The sequence below is a fragment of the Rhodococcus sp. NPDC059968 genome (genome assembly GCF_042738615.1).
Lineage (GTDB): Bacteria > Actinomycetota > Actinomycetes > Mycobacteriales > Mycobacteriaceae > Rhodococcus_F.
Genome location: NZ_JBHWUE010000058.1, coordinates 1 through 15,689, shown reverse-complemented (window position 1 = coordinate 15,689; position 15,689 = coordinate 1). Strand labels below are relative to the sequence as shown.

At 64.8% G+C, this 15,689-nt stretch carries 15 protein-coding genes and 2 pseudogenes; 12 read left to right on the top strand and 5 right to left on the bottom strand.

The genetic code is table 11. The features are described from left to right. Nucleotides 1–122 precede the first annotated feature (122 nt). The 8 genes from ACFWAY_RS34820 to ACFWAY_RS34785 all read left to right on the top strand — a co-directional run bounded on the left by ACFWAY_RS34820 (nt 123) and on the right by ACFWAY_RS34785 (nt 8,936). Nucleotides 123–698, top strand: coding sequence for a GNAT family N-acetyltransferase (locus ACFWAY_RS34820; RefSeq protein ID WP_378513734.1), 576 nt, complete (start codon nt 123–125; stop codon nt 696–698). A gap of 827 nt (nt 699–1,525) precedes the next feature. Next, a complete protein-coding gene (locus ACFWAY_RS34815; protein ID WP_378513733.1) occupies nt 1,526–2,299 on the top strand; it encodes a hypothetical protein in 774 nt (257 codons plus the stop codon). After that, complete coding sequence (locus ACFWAY_RS34810) at nt 2,292–3,071, top strand: hypothetical protein (protein ID WP_378513732.1); 780 nt, start codon at nt 2,292–2,294, stop codon at nt 3,069–3,071. The genes ACFWAY_RS34815 and ACFWAY_RS34810 overlap by 8 nt, the downstream gene beginning before the upstream one ends. A gap of 673 nt (nt 3,072–3,744) precedes the next feature. Continuing rightward, the gene (locus ACFWAY_RS34805; protein ID WP_378513731.1) at nt 3,745–4,563 is read left to right on the top strand and encodes a TIGR02391 family protein; all 819 of its coding nucleotides are present in this window, start codon (nt 3,745–3,747) and stop codon (nt 4,561–4,563) included. Between the two features lie 34 nt (nt 4,564–4,597). Then, a complete protein-coding gene (locus tag ACFWAY_RS34800) occupies nt 4,598–6,208 on the top strand; it encodes an ATP-dependent endonuclease (protein ID WP_378513730.1) in 1,611 nt (536 codons plus the stop codon). A 1-nt stretch (nt 6,209) separates the two neighbouring features. Further along, nucleotides 6,210–7,895 carry a UvrD-helicase domain-containing protein gene (locus ACFWAY_RS34795; protein WP_378513729.1) on the top strand — a complete coding sequence of 562 codons (1,686 nt, stop codon included), beginning with the start codon at nt 6,210–6,212 and terminating at the stop codon, nt 7,893–7,895. Between the two features lie 72 nt (nt 7,896–7,967). Continuing rightward, nucleotides 7,968–8,210 (top strand): hypothetical protein, encoded by a 243-nt coding sequence (locus ACFWAY_RS34790; RefSeq protein ID WP_378513728.1) that lies wholly within the window; start codon nt 7,968–7,970, stop codon nt 8,208–8,210. A gap of 405 nt (nt 8,211–8,615) precedes the next feature. Continuing rightward, entirely contained in the window at nt 8,616–8,936 is a 321-nt protein-coding gene (locus tag ACFWAY_RS34785; protein WP_378513727.1) for a hypothetical protein, read from the top strand. Here ACFWAY_RS34785 and ACFWAY_RS34780 read toward each other — a convergent pair. Next, nucleotides 8,923–9,768, bottom strand: coding sequence for a class I SAM-dependent methyltransferase (locus ACFWAY_RS34780; protein WP_378513726.1), 846 nt, complete (start codon nt 9,766–9,768; stop codon nt 8,923–8,925). The two genes, ACFWAY_RS34785 and ACFWAY_RS34780, sit on opposite strands and share 14 nt — an antisense overlap. A 247-nt stretch (nt 9,769–10,015) precedes the next feature. Here ACFWAY_RS34780 and ACFWAY_RS34775 point away from each other — a divergent pair, with 247 nt between their 5' ends. The 3 genes and pseudogenes from ACFWAY_RS34775 to ACFWAY_RS34765 form a co-directional block, all read left to right on the top strand. Further along, nucleotides 10,016–10,717 carry a hypothetical protein gene (locus ACFWAY_RS34775; RefSeq protein ID WP_378513725.1) on the top strand — a complete coding sequence of 234 codons (702 nt, stop codon included), beginning with the start codon at nt 10,016–10,018 and terminating at the stop codon, nt 10,715–10,717. Further along, entirely contained in the window at nt 10,704–11,495 is a 792-nt protein-coding gene (locus tag ACFWAY_RS34770) for a hypothetical protein (RefSeq protein WP_378513724.1), read from the top strand. Before ACFWAY_RS34775 ends, ACFWAY_RS34770 begins: the two co-directional genes overlap by 14 nt. A gap of 257 nt (nt 11,496–11,752) precedes the next feature. Continuing rightward, a pseudogene (locus ACFWAY_RS34765) lies at nt 11,753–12,007 on the top strand (phosphate uptake regulator PhoU); the annotation flags it as partial. Nucleotides 12,008–12,079: 72 nt separating this feature from the next. On the opposite strand, the gene ACFWAY_RS34760 reads toward ACFWAY_RS34765, so the two are convergent. After that, nucleotides 12,080–12,295, bottom strand: a complete 216-nt coding sequence (locus tag ACFWAY_RS34760) for a hypothetical protein (protein WP_378513723.1) — start codon at nt 12,293–12,295, stop codon at nt 12,080–12,082. 62 nt (nt 12,296–12,357) lie between these two features. Then, entirely contained in the window at nt 12,358–13,005 is a 648-nt protein-coding gene (locus ACFWAY_RS34755; protein WP_378513722.1) for a Clp protease N-terminal domain-containing protein, read from the bottom strand. Nucleotides 13,006–13,296: 291 nt separating this feature from the next. Between ACFWAY_RS34755 and ACFWAY_RS34750 the strand changes: the two are divergent. Continuing rightward, nucleotides 13,297–13,530: pseudogene (locus ACFWAY_RS34750) on the top strand (alpha/beta fold hydrolase); the annotation flags it as partial. Between the two features lie 360 nt (nt 13,531–13,890). On the opposite strand, the gene ACFWAY_RS34745 reads toward ACFWAY_RS34750, so the two are convergent. Together ACFWAY_RS34745 and ACFWAY_RS34740 are read right to left on the bottom strand one after the other, a co-directional pair. After that, a complete protein-coding gene (locus ACFWAY_RS34745) occupies nt 13,891–14,373 on the bottom strand; it encodes a hypothetical protein (protein ID WP_378513721.1) in 483 nt (160 codons plus the stop codon). A 295-nt stretch (nt 14,374–14,668) separates the two neighbouring features. After that, nucleotides 14,669–15,094 carry an ester cyclase gene (locus tag ACFWAY_RS34740; RefSeq protein ID WP_378513775.1) on the bottom strand — a complete coding sequence of 142 codons (426 nt, stop codon included), beginning with the start codon at nt 15,092–15,094 and terminating at the stop codon, nt 14,669–14,671. Nucleotides 15,095–15,689 lie beyond the last annotated feature (595 nt).

Below are 15,689 nucleotides of genomic sequence, written 5' to 3'. Positions count from 1 at the left end.
GGTCCGCGCCGCGCCCCCTCCGCTCGTACGGCTCTCATCGGTGAGATGACTGTTGGTGGGGTGGTGGTGGACGGGTGGTGTGTCATCCGTGCTTGGGCCGGTGGTGTGAAAGGGTGGCCGCGGTGACAGGTGCATCGCCGGACGAGTGGCGTGAGCGCGGCGCGGACGGGAAGATTCCGGATCGGTGGTGGCTCGAGCAGGTGATGGACCTCGGCGCCGCTGCCGCGGTGGAGCCGTTGATTCAGGAGTACTGGGCCTGGGCGGGTAAGGAATTGGCCGGGATGCTGGGTCGCCCGGTGCGGGCGGATTCCGCGGATCGGATGCACCGGGCGTTCATGGCGGAGCTTCCGGCGATCACCGGGCCGCGGGGCCGGTTGCTGGTGGCGCGAAGCACGGAGGGCATTGTCGGGATCGGAATGCTGAAACCGGTCGATGATGTCACCGCCGAGCTCAAACGGGTCTACGTTCGCCCGGTGGTGCGTGGCAGGGGTGTGGCGCGGGCGCTGCTGAGAGAGTTGCTTGATGCTGCACGCACGGCGGGGTTTGTCAGGGTTCGTCTCGAGTCGCTGCGATTCATGACGGCGGCGCATGCGTTGTATCGATCTGAGGGTTTCGTGGAGACGCCGCCGTTCCCTGGGTCGGAGGCGGCGAGTGCTGGTCTCGAGTCGTCGGCGGTGTTCATGGAGCTACGCCTGTAGGTCGGCGGTGGCCCAGCCTTGGGGCGCGGGTCGGCCATGCCCGGAAAGGCGATGCCGACGCGGTCTGTTCGCGTTGCGGGCCCGCGGGGTCGATGTCGGGAGTCTCCGCCGCTCCGTGTCAGAGTCGTTGGGTGACGGGCGACGATGTTGACGACGCGGCAGCTCGCGGATGCGCTGGGATGAGTGGACCGATGGTTGCGCCAGTTGATCGATGTGGGGGAGTCGCCGGCGGACAAGGTCGGTACTCGGCATCGGTTGTCGTTGCGGGATGTGCTCGAGTATCAGCAGCAGCGCCGGCTCGCCGGTACGAGGCGGTCACCCAGAGTGCTGTCGAGATCGACGACGAGGACGATCCGGCGGTGGTCGCGGAGTAGTTGAAGGCCGCACGGGGAGGCGGTTGCGGAGCGCCGACGGATCTGCAGAGTGGGCCGACCTGATTCCCGGTAGTTGGGCCCGGGTGCCCGAACGTGCCGGGATCATCGCGCACAAACCTAAGTACTCAATGGTATTTTAGTTTGTATTCGCAGTTCGGCGGCGTTTGGTTGGTCGGGGAGGAGATGGTGGGTGTGGATCGGGCGGATCGTTTATTGTCGGGTGCGTTGCTGTTGTTGCGACGCGCCGAGGTTCGCGTCGTCTCGGGTGGGCCCTCCGATCTGGATCTGGTTGTTCCTGGTGGGGGCGCAGTGGCGGTGAGGGTCAGGGTGTTTGGGAGGCCGCCGACCCCGAGCATTGTCGAGGGCCTGCGCCGGGGGCATCGCGAGGACCGGTTCCTGCTTGTCACCCCTCGTGCGACGTCGCATTTGCGGGGTCTCGCGGCGGAGGGGGCGGTGGATCTGGTCGCGGTCGAGGAGGGGTGTGTCGTCATCTTGGGTACCGAGTACGCCGACCCGGCGTCGACCGAAGCCGGGTCGGAGGACCGGGCTTTGCGGCGTGGTCGTCGGCCGTGGACGCGGTGGGCGGTCGAACGGTTGCTGATGTTGGCCGAGCAGCCGTTGACGCAGGTCGAGCTGGCTGCGGGTTTGCAGGCCACGCAGCAGTCGGTCTCGCATGTGTTGCGGGGTCATCGGTTCGCGGCGCGCACCGACCGTGGGTGGGTGATCGGGCAGCGGGCGGAGGCCCTCGATGGGTTGCTCGCGGAGTATCCGGGTCCGGGGGGTGTGTCGACGTACTGGTACGGACTCGATCCTGCGGTGCGGCAGGCGGAGGCGGCCACAACATGGTGCGCTGAGCGGGGTGTGGGGTGTGTGTTGACCGGGGATGTGGCGGCGGATGTGTATGCGCCGTGGCGGTTGCCGGCGGTGGCCGGGCTGTACAGCAGCGAGTTGTTGGACTTCACGGTGGCCGGTTTCACCCCGACCACCGATGCGGAGTACACACTGGTGGTCACGGTGCCGCAAGACCCGACCGTGTGGCACACCGCGGCAGCGGTGGCACAACAACAAGCGGCGCGGGTCGATCCGGCCGCGGTCGACGCGGTGCCCCCGGTGCGGGTCGATCCGATCATCGCGTTACACGATGTGCTCGCCAGCCCGGGCCCGGATGCGGCGGAGGCCGGCGAGCACCTGCGTCGGGCGATCCTGGACGGAACCTGGCGTGGCTGACATTGTGCGAATCGATGCCGCCTCCAACGCAGCGGATCTGGGGCTGCGGGCGCTGGCGGACCTCGCTGCCGCCGCCTCGGGCAAGAATTACCGCATCATCGGCGGTCATATGGTGCACATTCTCAGCCACGTGTACCCCACCGCGGCGGCGGTGGCGCGGGTGACGGCGGACGCGGATGCGGGCATGGACGCCGTCGTCGCTGGTGGCGCGGACCTGCATGCGAACCTTCTCGCGCGCGGCTATCGGCGGGTGCGGGGCAATCACTATCAGGCCCCGTCCGGCGACGACACACCCCTGGCCGTAGATCTCCTCGTGCCGCTGACGACCGGCCGACGCATGGACACCGTGTACGTGGGGGAGCACGGTTTCGATGCCATCCCGGGGCTGAGTCTGGCGTTGGCCGCCCCACCGGTCGAGGTGTCGGTCCACGCGCACCTGCACCGGGGAGACACGCTGATCTTCGATGCGCTGGTTCCTGACGTCGAGGCAGCCGTCGTTCTGAAGGCGCTTGCATGGCACAGCCGTTCCGCGGCAAAAGATGTCGCCGATCTCTGCTCGCTGATGGCCATCGTGCACGAGCATAAGGTGCGACTGACGGGATGGAAGCTCGGTACCGCGCAGAGCGGAACCCGCGGGGACGCGGCGCGGGCGTTGTATGTGCTGGTGGCGATGATCGATCGGCAGCAGCGGATCGATGGACTGACGATGCCGGCCGCGCGATTGGGAGCGCTGGTGCGAGCCCATATACGCGAGCCCGTGACCGGTCGATAACCGATCTGTTCAGACGTGGCTGTGGGGTCCGGACGGCACACCGGCACTTCCCGCCGCGCCTTGAAGGCCTCGGCGTACTTCGAGTTGCACGGCGGCGAGGGGCCGAAGTCGCCGTCGACCGCCAGGGCTCGTGATAGCCACGGCCAGCATCAGTCCGCGACGGAGTTCGGCTGCGGGCCGTGTGTGCCGAGCGCGCGATTCCGGGGTGGCTGTCACCATGGACCGACTTCACCTCGTCGGCAGTGTCATTCATGTAAATGACAGCGACCGCGCGGCGTGGGTCGACTCGCTGATGCCCTGCGGACACGCCGGTGGCACGTTGTTTGCCCGGTGGTGACCGAACGCGAAACGGACCGGTTAGTATCCGCATTTGGTGTGACGGACACCGGGAACCGGTCTCGGCTTGATCCGGCCGCGCAGGGAGGAACGGTTCGGCGTCCGACGAGGGTGGTGTGTGGTGGAGTTTCCGATGCTGTCGAAGGGGTAGAACCTGGCGTTGCCCGCTGATGTGGATCGCATTTTCGTCGACGCCGTGATCGGGTGCGATGGATTTCTCGGCCGATCAGTTCGCGCAGATCTTCAACGACACCGACCTTGCACACAAGCTTGCTCGGGGAACTGCTAGCGGGATCTATCGGCGCCTGCAGGACTGCTCGGAAGGATTGGAATCGAATTGGGAACGACCGTCGGACCGTGGAGCCTCGGTGTACTCAGAGGCCTCGCCGCGGTCCTGGCCGATACCGAGACAGGTCTCACCGGACGCGAGATTGGAAGCCTCCTCGCGCGGCTCAACATGGAGGACCCGCTGCCGGGCGCCACCAAGCGGGATCGGCTCGCCGAAGCCCTCATTCGCAGACAGAGCCATGATGGATCCGCCGCCCGGATCGTCACCTTCATCGTGCACGCCATGGAACCGGTGAGCTATCGAGACCGCCCCGAGCTGTTCGACCTTCGCCGAGATAGCCTGAACGAACGCCTCGCTTTTGTCGGACTGCGGGTTACCAACAAAGGTCAGGTGGCTCGAGGCGCAATCGCCGAAACGCTCGACGAGGCCACGAAGATCGCCACATCGCTACGCGACGAACTTCGGCGTCGTCGAGTTCATCCACGGGTGCTGGAGTACACCTCGCTCGAGGTGCTCAAGAAGAATAACTTCCACGCCTGTTTGGAAGCCTGCAAGAGCGTGTTCGATCAGCTTCGGGATCTAACTGGTCTTACTGGTGACGGAGCCAAGCTGGTCGACGCATGTTTGAGCCTGGGCAAATCAGGCGTACCGATGCTGGCAATCAACGAACTCAACAGCGTGACCGAACGCGACGAACAAACTGGACTGGCGAATCTTGTCAAGGGGCTCAACGGGCTCTTCCGGAATCCGGTGGCCCACGATCCTCGCCTGAAGAGGGAAATCTCCAACGATGAACTCCTCGACATCATGACGACCGTCTCTATGGTGCATCGTCGGCTCGACGACGCTCGACGGATGTCGTCGTGAGAACCCCACACCACCCTTCGACAGAAAGTGACGAATGAGGCTGACCCGTCTGCAAGTCCATAACCACAGCCGTCTCGTGGATCTTGAGATCGAAGTGAGAGATCACCTCGTTCTCGTCGGGGCGAACGACGTAGGGAAGTCCTCGCTGCTGCGATGCCTAGACCTCCTACTGGGGGCGAGTGCAGCGCAACTCTACTCGCATATCTCATCAGACGACTTCCGTGATCGAGAACAGCCGCTCGTCATCGAGGTCGATCTCACAGGGTTCACCGACCACGACAAGGCCTTGTTTCCGGACGAAATCACAATCGACCCTGCTGGCGGGAAGCCGACCCTTAAGATCCGACTCGCAGCCGTCATCGACTCCACCGAGACACTCTCAGTGGATCGCTCGGCGCCGGGAGGCGGTACAGGCCGCCAGCTCTCCCGTGATCAATTGGCCGGGCTCGGATGGAAGTTCCTCAGCGCGATCGCCCAGACTCGGGACCTGCGCGAAGGTCGCAAGTCCGCGCTCGACGATATTCTCCAGGCCGTAGAGCTTGGTCCCGAGCGGGCAGAGTTCGACGCCATCACGACATCGTTCACCTCGAAGCTGAAGACCTCCGCCGTGCTATCCACTCTGCGAAGCGAGCTAGCGAATCAGCTTTCCCGTGCCCTGCCGGAACGAGTGGAGACGGACAATCTCGTCTTTGTCCCTGGTTCCGCCGCTGACAATGATGTACTCGGTGATGTCCGGTTAGAGGTTCACAAGAACGGCACATCGCAGAGCGTATCCGCACAATCGGACGGAACCAGAGCCCTCTATGCCATCGCCCTATATGACCTCATGAGTGTGGGCGCGAACATGGTTGGCATCGATGAACCGGAGGTCCACCTGCACCCGACCAGTCAGCGAAGTCTTGCCCGCCTTCTGCAAATGAGCCCAAACCAGAAGATCATGGCAACCCACTCTGCGGACATCGTCGGCGCTTTCGATCCAGACTCCATCGTGGTCGTCCGCGTCGGCGGCAGCGTCGTGCAGCCGACTGGAGGATTCCTCTCGGCAGACGAAAAGCTAAGCGTGCATTGGTGGGTACGCGACAAACTTGAACCACTGACCTCACGCAGGGTCGTTGCGGTTGAGGGCATTTCCGACCGCATCATTCTCGAGCGAGTAGCAGACCTTACCGACCGCAACCTCGATCGGCTCGGCGTATCCATCATCGAAACGGGAGGCGCTGGTGACATGGGAGCCGTCGAAAAACTCTTCGGCTCGACAGGGTTCAAGATCCCGCTGTCGATGCTCATCGACGAGGACGCAGAGAGCGCGACTGCAAGCAAGTTAGGAGTTCCCACTGCAGACCTGAGCCGACACTCGGTCTGGGTCTCCCGGGCGGACCTCGAAGATGAGTACGTCAACGCGCTCGGGGTTGCTGTCGTCTGGCCCGCTCTGCAAGCATCCAGTCTTTTCAACACCAATGAACTCGCGAACTGTCATCCGACAGGCCCGGGCGGCACGTACCTCGATAAGGACGTGGCTGCGTTCTGCCGCAGGAAGAAATCCAAGGTGAAGGCCGCGATGGTTGTCGCCCCCTTGCTCGATGCTGTTACAGCCTCCCGAGTTGTAAGTGTTGACAATTTACTGAACGAGATCGTGGGCCCCTGAGATGCTCGCTCCAACACTTGCTCAGCAGCAGATCCGCGACTACAACGGCCTCAGCCTGCTTGCAATTGCGCCCGCGGGATGCGGTAAGACCGAGGCACTCGCGTTGCGAATTCAGGGCCTACTCACGCGCAGCGAAGTTGTTCCGCCGCGGAAGATCTTGGTTACGACCTTCTCCAACCGTGCGCGCGACAACATCCGTGAACGGTTGCAGGCTCACACACACCCCGCTCAACTTCGTGATCGCGTGACCATTGCGAACTTCCACGGTCTTGCCGCCCGTATCGTCCGTGCGCACGCAACAGTCGTCGGAGTGGATCCGTCTGCAGACCTTCCCGAGAGCGACTGGGTTGGTGAGCAATGCAGGCGGCTCGGTCTTCAGTACAAGGCTATCGGCGTCATCCAGAATGTTCTTCGCGATGCCAAGCAGGAGCCACTTGACGACGGAGAAGTCGAACAACTGCTCATCGCAACCGGCAACGTCAACGCCCTCAACATCGAGAGGCAGCGCCGCCAAGAGAACAGGCTGACCTACGACGATCTACCCCGGCTCGCGGAACTCATCCTCCAGAGGGATGGCGTTGCGGACCTGTACCGCAATCACTTCGCCGCCGTCGTGGTCGACGAATTCCAAGACCTCACACCGCAACAACTCCGAATCATCAACCGAATCGGATACCAGAAGACCACGTACGCTGGAGACGTAGCTCAAGGCATCTACGGTTTTGCCGGCGCTCGCCCAACTGAGATTGACAAAGCGGTTCGCGTTGAGTGCAGTTCGGTCTTCGAGTTCTCAGACTCGCACCGTTCCGCACCAGCGGTCTTAGGCATGGTTAACTCGCTCACGTCCCTGACCGGCGGCCAGCAGCTGAACAGCGCTGCACCAGGATCCTGGCCTAGCGGAGGCCTTTCCGGACTCGTCGCCTCCGAGACCGCGGTCGAGGAAGCGGACTGGGCAATGAAGTTTTCGAGGTATGTACTCGACCGCGCCCCTCTCCAGAGAATTGGCATAGTCGCGCGGATCGCTTCTCGTCGACGTTTCGTCGACGAGGCAATCGCAGCAAGCGGCCTCGCATTCCACCGCTGGGACGATGGAGTTCTCGATACGGATACCGCAAAGCGCATGAAAGGGATGTTGGCTCAGCTGGACACCGCGGAGCTCGCCAAGTCGAGCGACCCACTCGGTTTTCTGCGGGTCGCCGCGAACCTTGAAGCAGTACAGGATCCAGGCGGGCGCGAGGCGCTTGCCGGAGCATTAACGTGGTGCAATGATCTCCTGGCAGAGGGGCACAGCCCCGCCGCCATTAGGTCCAGAATCCGTATAGGCGACAACGACACACTAATCACGGTGCCCGGTGTTCACCTTCTCACCGGACATGTGGGTAAGGGGCAGCAGTTTGACTGGGTGATCGTTATCGGGGCCGAGGAGGGCAGCATTCCAGACTTCCGCGCAACCTCGATGGAGGACCTCACCGAGGAGGCCCGCATACTGTCCGTAATGATCTCGCGTGCACGACACGGCGTCATCGTCATGCACGCGCAATCGGTGCCGGCAGCGTCGAGCGGCGTGGCTTACTCAAAACAAGGTTCCCGGTTCTTATCAGCACTTCAGAAGTCGAACCCAATCGACTCGCAGGGGGTTGTCGAATGGGTCCAGACTGTGGACTGGGATGCGGTCGTAGTCCGATAACAGCTGAGCACGCGCGTGACAGGTGTGCTGGATACCCGTCTGTCGGTGAGCAGGATCCGGGGATCCGAGGCCATGAGGAAGCTCGGTGAGCGCATGTCGGTGGCATTGAGACCAGGACTGGACACCATGGACTCTCGCCCGGCGTCGGTGCGCGATTGGCTTCTCACCACGTGGGAGTGTTTGGGTTTGCTGCCGGTCGGTTTCCGCTGGAGGTTCGTGTACATCGAGGATGCGTTTTCGGCGGTGCGCGCGGTGACGTTCGCCGCTCGGGCGGGCGATTTGTCATTGCTACGAGACGGTGACGGCGCTCGCTGAAAATGCTCACCCGTGCGGCAAGCGCCCACAAACGTGGGCGAGATACCTGGGGCGCTGAACGCCCATCTGAGAGCGGTGGGCCCGGATCGGGACTGCTCGACGAACCGCATCCGCTCGCCCCGGGGTGGCCTGCCTGGGACCTGGAACGCGCGCGCGGCCTGCGGGACACGGGCTGGACGAGCGCGGCGAAGTTGATTGCCCGCAAAGGTTCTGGGCACCACCCGAGCGCACGTGAATCCGGTCCGGGAGGTCCTACGGGCAGATGAGGGGGCGTTGCATCGCCGGTTGCTGTCGCCCCTCGGGGAGGCCGGCCTGCCGGAGGAGATCTCGAACGCTGCGGGTGTTCGATGTGATCGCGTGGATGAGGCGACACCCGCAGGAACGAGGAAGGGGTTGCGGATTTCTTTGGGCGTTATCGCAGGTCTGCTGCTGGGGTTCTTCTGCTATCTGCCGGCGGTGATGCTGTGGCAGCACTTTTTCGAGGTTCCGCGGCCGCGGGTGTATCCGCACGGCTCGTTTACCTCGTTCGGGTCTGATCCGCCGCCGGCGGGGTATTGGGTGAGCTGGGCCGGACCGGCGGTTGTGGTGGTGGCGTGCGGGTTGGTGATGGTTCCGTGGCGGCCCGCCCGCCAGTTCGCTGTGCCGTTGGTGGGCGCGTTCCTGCCGATCGCCGCGCTGGTGGCATGGATCCTCATGTCGATGGAGCTGTTCTTCACCCCCGACTGAACCTGCTCGGGTTGTTCGAGGGCGTCGGATGTGGTTGTGGACCCGAGGTTTCGAGGTTCCGGCTGAGATGGCCTTTGGTCTTGGGGCTGGCTGGTGTGATGGTTGACCACCGCGCCTGTCGGTGGTCCCAGTAGCGGGTGCGGTCATGTGTGTGACCGCTGGCTGTCCGATGCCTTATGGAAGGGCTGCGGTGGGGCGGTAGCCTGTGTGCGCGTAGGACCACGTCGTGGGTGTGGTGTGCGCCTGCGCCGCCGCTGATCGAGCGTTCCCGCACTTCGTTGACGTCGGTGTGCCAGCTGTCATCGAGTAGGGCTGCCACGTCATCGGGTGTGACCCAGTCATCGGGTTCGAAGCCGTGCTCGCGTGCCGCGGCCGCGTCGCGGATGTCGTGGTGTACGACCAGCAGGGTGCCGCCGGGTGCGACGGCGGAGATCAGTGCGCGTTCGGCGGCATGGTCGGCGGTTCTGCGCAGGGCGGGGTACTGGGCGGAGACCACGTCGAAACCGCCCGTGGGTAACTCGGCGTCGAGCAGTCCGCTCAGCACCATGTCCACGTCTTCCCTGTCGGTGTGGACCCGGGCCCGGTCGAGGGCGATGCGCGAAACGTCCAGCGCGGTCACGGCCCATCCTTGGCGGGCGAGCCAGAGTGCGTCGGCGCCTTCACCGCAGCCGACGTCGAGGGCGCGTCCCGGCCGTGCGCCGGTCATTTCGTCGACGAGTGCGCCGTTGGGTTCTCCGCTCCACACGCGATCGCGCTCGCTGTAGCGCGCATCCCACTCGTCCGCCTCGCTTGATGTCGTCGTGACCTCGGTGACCTCGCCCGCATCTTCCATGCCAACACGGTGCAATAGCACCGACGGTTTCGGCGAGAGTTCTTGCCGGACCGGCAATAACTGCCGCTGCTCGGAGTAGCGCGGTGGGCCGGTTTGTTTTGCGACTCGCCGGAACAGTCACCTGCGGCTGGCGCGTAGAGCGCTGCGTGCCGGTCCGGGGTCGTCCGGGAGAGGTTCGGCAGCCATCCCATGAGCGTTCTGAACTGTGTTTATTGCGGTATTAGGTCGCGGGTGCGACTATATGTGTATGGGTGAGATGTCGGTGTCGGCGGCGGCCGCGGAGTTGGGGGTGTCGGGTCGGCAGGTCGCTCGTTTGGCGCGGGCGGGGGAGTTGGTGGTGACGCGGGAGGTGGGGAGGGCGTTGTTGTTGGATGCGGGGTCGGTGCATCGGTTGGCGCAGGCTGACCGTCGTCGGGGTCGGCCGTGGAATGGGGAGGTGGCGTGGGCGGCGTTGGCGATGCTCTCTGGTGTGGGGGTGGATTGGATTTCGCCGTCGCAGGCGAGTCGTTTGAGGCATCGGCTGCGTCGGGCGAGCGCGGACGAGGTGGCGTTTCTTGCTCGCCGGCGTGCGCGGGTGCAGCGGATGCGGGGGTGGGGTGATGAGCTGAACGCTCTGGTCACCGGTGGGTATGTGGCGGCCACCGGGGTCAGTGCACTTGTCCATGTTGAGGGGGTGGCGGGCCGGTTCGGTTTGTCGGGGACGGGGGGTGGTGCGGTGGACGGGTATGTGCTCGGTGACGATCTCGCCGGGGTGGTCGATGCGTTCGGTTTGGTGGCGGACGGTGAGGGGGAGGTGACGTTGCGGGTGGTGACGGTGTTGGATCCGTTTTTCACGACGTCGACGTTGCCGGTGGCGGCGGTGGCGGTGGATTTGATGGAGTCGCTCGATACCCGGGAAAGGAGCGCCGGGGCGCGGGTGTTGGGGGAGTTGCTCGATGACTTCCGGTGAGCAGCGGCCGGTGTGGACGGTGCAGGCGCCGGTCGGTGGGTGGGGGCCGCCGTGGCCGCTGGCCGCCGAGATCGCTGGGGTGATTCGGTCCGAGCAGTGGACGTTGATCGGTGGGTTGATGGTTCAGCTGCATGCGGTGCGGGCGGGTGTGCCGGCGACCCGGGCGACGGTCGATGTGGACATGATTGTGCATATCGAGACCGGTGCCGCGACGTTCGGTGGTGTCCGCGGCCGGCTCGAGCAGCTCGGGTACGAGTTGCTGATGCCGGTGCGGGGGCGGGTGCACCGTTTCGTACGTTCGGGTGGTGTCGAGCAGGTCGATGTGATGGTGGCCGATCACCTGGCGCCCCGGTATCGGCCGATGGTGTCGGGGCGGGAGGTGTTCGCGGTTCCGGCGGGCACGTCCGCGTTGCGGAAGACGGTGGATTGCCTGATCGAGATCGATGGGGTGTCAACGAAGTTGAGTGTGCCGGACGTGCTGGGGGCGTTGGTGCTCAAGGGTGCGGCCTTTCTCGAGGATCCTCGCGATCGTGGGCGTCATCTCGACGATGCCGTGGTGTTGGCGTGCGCCATCGAGAACCCCATGGCCGATCGGGCGCGGATGAGGGGAAGTGATCGAGGCAGGGTCCGAGCGTTATCGGAGGTGTTGGCCGATCCGGATCATCGTGCGTGGCTGTCGATGCCCGAGCAACGCCGGCGACGAGGACGTGATGCGTTGCTCCTGCTTGTTCAGGAGCCGAAGACGAGTGCGCCGCAGCAGCAACGAAATACACGATAAATCGAGGCCCGTCTGTCGACTGCGGCTCTATCGGGCCCGGACGTGACGGTGATTGCAGGTCCCCCGAGGGCGGCGCGGGCGATTATGGACCGAGGTGGAGGCGCTGAACGCGCTTCTGACGGCGATAGACCCGGATCGGGACCTGGTTCGACGAACCGGAGCCGCTGACCCCTGGGTGGCCCCCCTTGGACCTGGAAGTCGCCCTGTGCGCCGACGACGGCGCGTTGCATCGCCGGTTGTTGTCGATCTGGAAGGCGGCCGGCCTCGCCGAACGGGTTCTGCGCACGCATGATCCCGAACTGGCCGCCGAGATAGGTAGACGCGACGACGAGCTCGACGACCTGCACCGCCGGCTGCTCACCCTGATCGAGGATCCGGCCTGGACCGGCACCATCCCGGCCGCGGTCGATGTCACCTTGTTGGGGCGTTTCTACGAGCGCTTCGGCGACCATGCCGTCGTGGTCGGGCGCCGGGTGATTTTCCTCGTTACCGGGGAACAGATGACCTCGTAGGTCGTCGCCGTCACGGCCTGCGCTCGACTTCCGGGGTGCGGGCCGGCGCCGGGGTGTCGGCTCCCTGGCATTTCACCATGAGGAGGATGGGGATTCGGGCAGCTGCCGCATTTCAAGGACATGGAGGCCCAGGGACTGGAAGCGGTTGAGCAGCCCGTAGAGGTGGGCTTCGTCGATCACGGTGCCGTAGAACAGGGTCTGATCGGACAGGGCGGCGCGGTCTAGTTCGGGGAACGCTTCGGCCAGTGCGTCCGACACGAGGTCGGCGACGCGGAATTCGTAGCGCATGTGCACTCATTTCTCGACGGCGGTGACGTGGGTCGACCATGTTGATCTTCTGCCTGAACGTGCTATTCGGGTTGTTCGAGGGCGTCGGTGATGCGGTCGTGGATCCAGGTTTCGAGGTTCTGGCCGGCGGTGTGGGCGGCGGTCTGGGCGCGGGTGTATTCGTCGTTGTTGAGCCGGATGGGGATGCGGTGGGCGGGGCCTGGGGTGGGCTGCTGGGCGAGTTCACGTCTGAGGTGCTCACGCATCTCGCCGATGCTGAGGGATGCAAGGTTGGTGAGGATCTGAGCACCGGTGGAGGCAGGGTCGTCGAGCAGGGCCAGGAGGAGGTGGTCGGTGCCGATCTCTTCGTGCCCGAGTAGGGCGGTCTGGCGCAGGCTGCCCTCGAGGACTTTCTTCGTCTTCGGGGTGAACGGGATGTGCCCGGCGGCCGGGGCGGATCCCGCCGGTGCGCTGACGTCCTGGAGCTTGCTCTCGAGTGCCGGCGCGGTGACGCCCCATGAGGTCAGCGCTGCCGTTCCGGCGTCGAGGATCTGGGGCGGGTAGGTGGTCGGTGCCGACGCCAGTTCTGGTGGTGGGTGCGGGCGGCGCCGGCGGCGAGGGGCGACCACCTGACGGGCTTGATCGGAGAATCTCTCGAACACGATGACGCGCTCCCTCTCCGGGAGTTGCCGCGAGCGACGCGAACCGCTGCTGAATACTCTGCTGTTCATTTTGGGCGGTGTGTAGGTGGTTATCGGTGGTATGCGACATCGGTACTCGCGGGCGTAATGGTGTTGTGACCTGGTGTGATGACGTGTCCCCGGGTTGTTATCTTCCGGCTGCTTCGCCTGGCAGGCGACCTCCGCTGACCGGCCGGTGACTATTCTGGCTTTCGGTGGGTCGCGAGCGAACCGGTGGCCGGATCCCAAGCGGGAGGGTCAACGATGCACCCAGGCAAAAGTTCTCCATTGACGATGACTGCCCGGCTACCGATAGGGCTGGGGTTGGTCCGGGTATATGGGGAACGCGCTCGGGATGCCGCGGGCGCGATCACCGTTCCGACGATGCTCGTTCGTGGCACGCAATCCCATGTGGTCAGCGAGGAAGGCGCCAAGGAGCTGCTCGAGCTGATCCCGACCGCCACACTGATCGACGTCACCGGGGCCGGTCATATGGTTGCCGGCGACGACAACGATGTCTTCAGTGGGGGATTGAAGGGATTTCTCGACGAGGACGTTGTCGCATCGCGTCACTGAGGCCACCATCCTCGGATGTAACCGGCCAGGGGTTCATCTCGGATGTGCATCCGGGTCGGTTGCATCGGTGCTCGGATTCGCCCCGAAACCGGTCGCCTACCGACCGAATGCCTCCCGCGCCCCTTCCGGAGCGGGGGCATTCGCCGCGATCGAAGTGCTCGAGGTCAACGCCAAGTCCGTGACATCCCCTCGGCCATGATCTATTGAAATACGTGGTGAGGTACAGATATTCAACGAACTTACTCGGACATTTCGGCCAGCCAGCCAGCCAGCATTCCACGTGCCACGTGCCACGTGCCACGTGCCACGTGCGACGTGCCGCGTTCGACGTCTCGACGTCTCGACGTCGATGGTGAGCCGTCAGGCGGTGTCGGTGGTCTCGGCGCCCGGCGCTGCGTCGAGGGACTGCTTCGCGGCGTGTATGGAGATCCGTTCGGGTGGGACGTGCTTCGGGGCTTGCGTGAGCCAGGGTGTTCGGTCCGCGTTGGCCAGGAGCAGGCGGGCGTCCTGTTGTCCCTGTTCGATCGCGGCGTCGATGAAGGCGCGGTCGAAGAGCAGGTAGCTGAGGAGGTCTCCTCGGCGGGCGCCGTCGCCGCCGAGCAGTCGTCCCAGGAGCGGCAGGTCGGGGCTGCGGATCGTGCGGAGTGCGCCTGCGTGCCATCGGTATCGGTCGTCGAAGCATTGGGCGGCGAGGGCACCGAGGGTGCCGCGTTCCTCGGGTCCGAAGAACAGGTACGGTACATCGACGTAGTGGTGCCGGCTGCCGCCGGTCCGGTGTCCGTCGGTGACGAGTTCGTTGATCTTGCCGAGGGAGGTGCGACCTGTCCCACCGGGCGAAGGCATCGTTGACTGCATTCGCGAGGTCCATGAAGGTGTGCGACGGCCCGACCGCGAAGACGCGGCCGGGCCAGGCCACAGCTGTTCGCCGCGCCCGCCGAGAGCTCCACCGTCACCGGCAACCACGTGCCACCCCCTGAGGTGGCATGCGGGCCGCCTGGCCACAGCCGCAAACAGCGCACAGCGCCGTTCACCAATAGCCGATCCCGCGCAGCGGGGAGCGACCAGGTTGATCGTGCTTTATGGACGAATTGGGCAAGTTGGGCAAGGTGTTCCTGGCGGCTGCTGAAGCCGGTCTTGGTCAGGGCGCCGACGAAATGACGCCCAGTTGCTGCAACATGGCGAGCACGTCCTTGTCTGACCACTTCTCGACGATCCGACCGTCCTCAATGCGGTGAATGACGGTGGCGGTCATCTTCATGGCGTTGCCGGTCGCCGGAATCCCCGGGAGGTCGCCTTTGTGCGTTCCACTGCAGAGCAGGCGGGTGACCACCTTGTCGCCCTCGGCCACCTGATCCTCCACTGCGTGGCGTCCCGGAGTGGCATCCCAGAACATCCGGAACGCCTGCTTCAGGCCCTCACGCCCGGATGCGTCGAGGCCGGGAAACGGTGGCGGTGAATGGTCGAGGTAGTTCTCGTCGACCAGTTCGTCCAGCGCGTCGATGTTACCGGCGTCGATCTCACTGTAGAAGCGCCGGATCAGGGCCTTATTGGATTCCAATGACAACGTCATCAACTCTTTTCTGAGAAGTCGAGTCCAATCCATTGTCTGTCTGATGGTTGGCCAGGTATAGCCCCGAAAGCCGGCCCGCGATCTTGAGCGTCTCTGCGCATGACGACCACGGGGCCACCAACGGTCACCCGTGATGCGGATGGGTTCCGGGCAGAGGGCCGATCGTCTGCATCGTCACCGTGCCGAGGAACGAGAACAGCCGTGATGAGCACTGCCGGATCGGGCGGACACGACCGTGCGGTGACGTCGGCGATTCGTCGGCATCCAGGGTGACGGCGTGCCGCGAGAAGCGCTGCTACCAACACGAACCGGTCCCTGGTGCGATGGGATGTAGTCGCAGACACTGGTCCCACCATGAGCGGAGTCATCGGCTGTGATCGTCATCCGCCGGCCCGAGGAGGCCGACGCCTACCTCGACGCCGGCACCATGCGATGCCCGCAGTGGCGGGGCACGGCGGCCAGGTGGGGACACGGGCGTGCCCGGTCCGCTCGGGGGGCGAGACGACCCTGACCGTGCGCCCACAACGGGTGCGCTGCCGCGACTGCGGCGCCACGCACATCCTGCTGCCCACCGCCCTGCAGGTACGCC